This window comes from Nonomuraea terrae (assembly GCF_004348995.1).
Classification (GTDB): Bacteria; Actinomycetota; Actinomycetes; order Streptosporangiales; family Streptosporangiaceae; genus Nonomuraea; species Nonomuraea terrae.
This window is the reverse complement of record NZ_SMKQ01000345.1, coordinates 1-5,276: the sequence shown is the minus strand read 5'-3', so window position 1 is coordinate 5,276 and position 5,276 is coordinate 1. Positions and strand designations below refer to the sequence as shown.

The window sequence follows — 5,276 nt, the reverse complement described above, 5'->3', positions numbered from 1 at the left end:
GCTTGGGGCCGGGGCGGCGTTCGGGGCGGCGCACGACGACGATGCTCATCGAGACGTTCTTACCAGAAGAGACCAGATATGTTCTGTGTTGTCCGTGACCGCAGGTGGGGACCGAGGGGTTAGGAATGGGACGAATGGTTCAGGGGCCTCCGCCCGGACCACCGCCGGCACAGGGGCCACCCCTTGGACCTCCCCCGATGTACGGCCCCCCGATGAACTTCCCCGGCCGACCGCCCGGTCCGCCGCCGGGCCATGGGCCGATCCAGCAGGGCGCCCTCCCACAGGTGCCCGTGCCACTGCCGGCGCAGTGCCACGTGACGATCGTCGGCCCGCGCCGCAAGGCCGACCTGGCATTGCCCGCCGACATCCCGCTTCCCAACGTGCTGCCGTCCCTGCTGCGCGCGCTGGGCGAGGTGGGCGGCGACGCCGCGGCGGCGCCCGGTTGGACGCTGCAGCGGCTCGGCGGTGCGCCGCTCGACCTGAGGCAGAGCCTGGGAGCGCTCGGTGTGCTCGACGGCGAGATCCTCTACCTCAGGCCGCGTGAGGCGATCCTGCCGCCCGCGCTCTACGACGACGTGGCGGACGTGGTGGCGAGCCGGGTCCGGGAGGGAGGCGGCGCCTGGTCGGCCAAGCATTCGAGGGTCCTGGGCGCGAGCGGCGCCACTGGCCTGCTCGTGCTCGGCGCCGTCGGCCTGGCGCTGTCCGGCATGTCCGGGCTGACCATCACGATCGTCGCCGCGCTGCTGGCGCTGCTGCTGGTCGTCACCGGCACCCTGCTGTCCAGGGCCGTCGGGGACTCGCAGGCGGGAGCGCTGGTGGGGCATGCCGCTCTGCCGTACGGGTTCGTGGCCGGCCTGTTCGCCCCGGCCGCCGGCGGAGCGGTGCTCGCTTTCGGCGCGCCACACCTGCTGGCGGCGATGGCCTGCACCGCGCTGGCCGCCGCGGTCGGCGGGGCGCTGATCTCCGACGGCGTGCCCGGCTTCCTCGGCACGGCCGTGGCGAGCACGGTGGGAGCGATCTGCTCGGCCGTGGTGATGGTGTGGTCGGCGCCGCCCGCCGGTGTGGCGGCCGTGGCCATCGCCGTGCTCCTGGCCCTGATGCCGCTGGTGCCCTCGCTGTCGTTCCGGCTGGCCAAGGTGCCGCTGCCCGCGATGCCCACCACGGCCGAAGAGCTGCGCAGCGACAACCAGCGCCTGGACGCCCCGGCCATCCAGGAGCGCACCAGGGTCGCGCAGCGCCACGCCGTCGGGATGATCGCGGGAATTGGGATCTGCGCGCTGGTCGCGCAGGTGCTGCTGGTGCTCGACGACTACTGGGTCTCGTCGGTCATGACCGTGTCGCTGTCGCTGTCGCTCATCATGCGGGCCCGGGTGTTCCGCAGTCTCGGCCAGCGCATCTGGCTGGTGGGCGGAGGCTTGGCGGGGTTCGCCATGCTGACGCTGTCGTTCGTCGGCGACGGCGGCATCGTGGGATCGCTGGCCGTGGCCATCGCCGTCCTGTGGCTGGCGCTGATCACTGTGGGCATCGGCATATGGCTGTCGATGAGCAAGCCGTCACCGTTCTGGGGCCGTGCAGGCGACATCGTGGACCTCGTACTGATGGTGCAACTGTTCCCGCTCGCGCTCGGCGTGCTGGAGGTCTACAGCTGGGTGCGTGGCCTGTCCGGCTGATCCCGGCCCGGAATCTCTCGAAACAGGAGGCAGCATGCAGGAGTTCGGCGACTTCGCGAAGATCGACCTGGAGAAGCTGGTGAAGGGGGCCGACGAGCAGCTCGCCCTGCTCGGCGATTTCCAGGAGCGGGCCGCGTCGTGCGTCGGCCGCGCCCAGGACGAGAACGGCTTCGTCGCCGTGGAGTACGGGCAGGAGGGCGTGCGCGAGCTGGAGTTGCATCCGAAGGCGATGCGGCTGTCCTCGGGGGAGCTGGCGGAGCTGATCAAGATCACGCTCCGCGACGCCACGGAGGACTTCCAGCGCAGGCTCACCGAGGATGCGGGAGAGCTGTTCGGGCAGGAGTCCAACCCGCTCAGGCTGCTGGCCGAGCCGGGCTCCATCACCGCCAAGGTGAAGGAGGCGGAGCCGCTCTACGATCAGGCGTTCGAGGACGTGATGGGTCGGCTCGACAGCATCCGGCGGCGGCTGGAACTCTGACGCGACCTCGGAGGTTCGGTACCGATGGACGTGTTCATGGCCTGATCCATGGCGGATGCACCTATAAGGCGCTATATCGCGACCGATCTGTAATCTGCGATTTTTGTGATCTGTGGGGCTGATGGTGGTTAACATGCCAATTGACGTTGTTCACTGAGGGGAGTCCATCCCTTATCGGGGTTGACCGCGCGCGGTGATCGACGAGGCAATCGCGACTTGGAGGTCCAGTGGCACTGTACGGGGCAAGTCCCACGCAGTTGACGAACGCGGCCGGCTACTGCCAGGACACCGCGCAGTACATCGAGGGCATGCGGCTGCGGGTTCAGGAGATCAAGGCCACCCTCACCACGCAGGGGTGGAAGGGCAACGCATCCGCGCGGTTCAGCCAGGCGCTCGACCAGTGGGACGGCGAGTTCAAGGGCGTCATCAAGGTCCTTGAGGACATCTACGACCGGCTCAACATCGGCGCCGGCGTCTACCGGAACACCGCCGACCAGAACATGGACATCGCGGGCGGCTTCGCCCGGACCGGCGAGTCCGGTCGCATCGACTCCCTCATCAACGCCAACCGCTGACCAGGACGGATGACGCCATGACGATGCCTGACGACTACACATTTGTCCGATTCGGCTCCATGGAGCAGGCCTACGAGGAGCTCAAGGGAGTCATCACCGAGCTCGACCGGGTCACCGACGACCTCTACCAGGACATCAAGAAGGAGCTCGGGGCGAGCTGGGAGGGCGAGGCCCAGCAGTTCTTCGACGTGAAGAAGGAGCAGTGGAACGCCCACGAGAAGGCGATGGGCCAGCAGCTCTTCCAGGCCGCCGAGGCGGTCAATCTCGCGAAGGGCAACTACGAATCCGCCGAGCGGCGCAACATCAGCATCTGGACGGACTGATCTGGTTCGATCACCCTCTCGGTCATCGCCCTGGCGATGACCGAGAGTCATGTTCGTGGGGACGAGGATGACTCAGAAGGACGCGATGTACGGGGGCACCGACCCGCTGCGGGTGGACCCCCATCTGTTCGATGACGGCGCCGGACGGGAGAACTCCCCCTCCCAGATGCGGGCCATCGCCACGGAGTTGAGGTCCAGCCTCGACGCGATGCTCGGCAACGGCGAGCGTCCCAACGGCAACATCAACCAGATCACGCCCTCGACGGAGGGTGGTCTGTCGACCTCCCAGATCGGCAGGTGGAGCGACGCCCTGGCGCTCGCCTCGACCGTGGGGTCGGACAACGCGGGCAGGAAGTTCGCCGAGGTGTATCAGCGGTTCATCGACGCCTACCAGAAGGTGGTCGAGGCCGTCGAGACCAGTGCCGACAATCTCGACCGGGCGCGCCGCGCCAACGAGGGTGATGCCTGATGGGCAGCGAACGCGAGGTCGTCGTCATCGCGGACTTCAGCCGGACGCCCCAGGGCGAATGGCCGTCGAACACCAAGCCGGAGATCAAGGGCTGGCTGGACGGCACCGACCCCGGGTACGTCTCGGGAGCCGGGCAGACGTACATGAACGCGGCGAGCAAGATCGAGCAGGCGGTCAACGCCCTCGAGGAGCACGCCGGCAAGATCCTCAACATCTGGACGGGGCCCGACGCCGTCCAGGCCAGGACGGCCCTGGAGCTGCTGCACGCCTCCGGCAACGAACTGCGCGGCAAGCTCAGCCTGATGGGCCAGGCGCTCCAGACGTACTCCGGCCACCTCTCGGACGCCAGGACGAGGGTCAACGAGAAGCAGGACGTCCCCGCGGGCGTGGGCACCGAGGCCGAGACGAGGGTGGTGCAGGAGGCGCTCGACAACACGCACGCCCAGCGCACGCTCCACGACCTCAACCAGCAGATCAAGTCGATCTACGACCTCACGGTGCCGCACGACATCTCCTTCGAGCTGCCCACGGTCTCCATCCCCGAGGCTCCCGCCGAGACCGACGACCCCCGGTACCCGACCGGCTCCGGCACGCGGGGCCCCACCTTCGGCTCCTCGGGCTACGACGGCGCGGGCTCGTACGACGACGGCGGGTACGGCTCGGGCTCGTACGGCACGGGCTCGTCCGGCACCGGCGGCGGATCGGGAGGCTCCGGGTCGAACGGGGGGTCCGGCGGTTCCGGTGCCGGCGGCCAGAACCTGGGCGGCTCGAACCCCGGCGGCCAGAACGGCTCCGACCCGGGTGGGCCCGGCACCGGTGACCCCAGCGCGCCAGGACCGGTGCCCGGCGATCCGGGCACGAACCCGGGACAGGGGCAGCCGCAGGTCCCGGGCGGCGGCGACACGGTCCCCCCGGTCATCGGCGGCGACGGCACGACGGTCACCGACGGCGCGAACGGCACCGATCCCACCCGGACCGACATGGCGAGCTACCAGCCGCCGGCCACGTCGCTCACCACCCCGACCCTGACGCCGCCGACCACGAGCCTCACCCCGCCGGGCACGAGCTTCCTGCCGCCATCCACGATCCACACCCCCACGCCCGTCGGCACGCCCGGCCTCCCGTCGGTGATCGGCTCCCTGGGCGCCGGCGGCGGGCCCGTGACCGCGCTGGTGAGCGGCGCGGGGCGCGGGGTCGCCGGCTCGGCGAGCGGCATGCCGTTCATGCCCCTGATGGGCGGAGGGGCGGTCGGCGACCACACGGACCTGGAGCGGAGCACGTACCTGTCGGAGGACGCGAGCGCCTGGGCCTGCGGGCACGAGACCACGGACCCGGTGATCGGATGAGCACCACGCCCTGGCCCGACCTCGGCGGCGGGCAACTCCCCGGCCTGTCCTCCGGGATCTCGTTCACGAAGCACGAGCTCGAGGCCGGCGGCAACAAGATTCAGGGCCAGACCGAGCTCATCGACAATTTGGCGGGGAAGTCCGGCAAGCTTCCCGTCCCGTTCCCCCACTTCGGGGTGGCCGGCATGGGGCTGCAGAAGGTCCACGAGGGGCTCATCCACAGCCAGAACGACGCGCTGGCCAAGGCGCGCAAGGCGCTGGACAGCTGGCAGCCGGCGCTCAAGACGGCCGACGAGAACTACGTGAAGGCCGACGACGGCGACGGCGGCGGCGGTTTCGGCGGGGGCGGCCTGGGCGGCGGCACAGGCCGCGAGCAGACAGGCGGCGGACAGGATGCGGGGAGCGAGGGCGAAGC

7 protein-coding genes are annotated in these 5,276 nt (G+C 69.9%); all 7 read left to right on the top strand.

What is annotated here, in order from left to right; genetic code table 11:
- Positions 1-284 precede the first annotated feature (284 nt).
- The gene (gene eccD, locus E1286_RS45770; protein WP_132623466.1) at positions 285-1,670 is read left to right on the top strand and encodes a type VII secretion integral membrane protein EccD; all 1,386 of its coding nucleotides are present in this window, start codon (positions 285-287) and stop codon (positions 1,668-1,670) included.
- 34 nt (positions 1,671-1,704) lie between these two features.
- Complete coding sequence (locus E1286_RS45765; protein ID WP_132623464.1) at positions 1,705-2,148, top strand: YbaB/EbfC family DNA-binding protein; 444 nt, start codon at positions 1,705-1,707, stop codon at positions 2,146-2,148.
- Between the two features lie 227 nt (positions 2,149-2,375).
- The gene (locus tag E1286_RS45760; protein WP_132623462.1) at positions 2,376-2,723 is read left to right on the top strand and encodes a WXG100 family type VII secretion target; all 348 of its coding nucleotides are present in this window, start codon (positions 2,376-2,378) and stop codon (positions 2,721-2,723) included.
- Positions 2,724-2,740: 17 nt separating this feature from the next.
- A complete protein-coding gene (locus E1286_RS45755) occupies positions 2,741-3,046 on the top strand; it encodes a WXG100 family type VII secretion target (protein WP_132623460.1) in 306 nt (101 codons plus the stop codon).
- A gap of 67 nt (positions 3,047-3,113) precedes the next feature.
- Positions 3,114-3,515 (top strand): hypothetical protein, encoded by a 402-nt coding sequence (locus tag E1286_RS45750; protein ID WP_132623458.1) that lies wholly within the window; start codon positions 3,114-3,116, stop codon positions 3,513-3,515.
- Positions 3,515-4,861 carry a WXG100 family type VII secretion target gene (locus E1286_RS45745; protein ID WP_132623456.1) on the top strand — a complete coding sequence of 449 codons (1,347 nt, stop codon included), beginning with the start codon at positions 3,515-3,517 and terminating at the stop codon, positions 4,859-4,861. Before E1286_RS45750 ends, E1286_RS45745 begins: the two co-directional genes overlap by 1 nt.
- On the top strand, positions 4,858-5,276 hold a 419-nt coding region (locus tag E1286_RS45740; RefSeq protein ID WP_187368329.1), incomplete at its 3' end, for a hypothetical protein. The genes E1286_RS45745 and E1286_RS45740, both read left to right, overlap by 4 nt.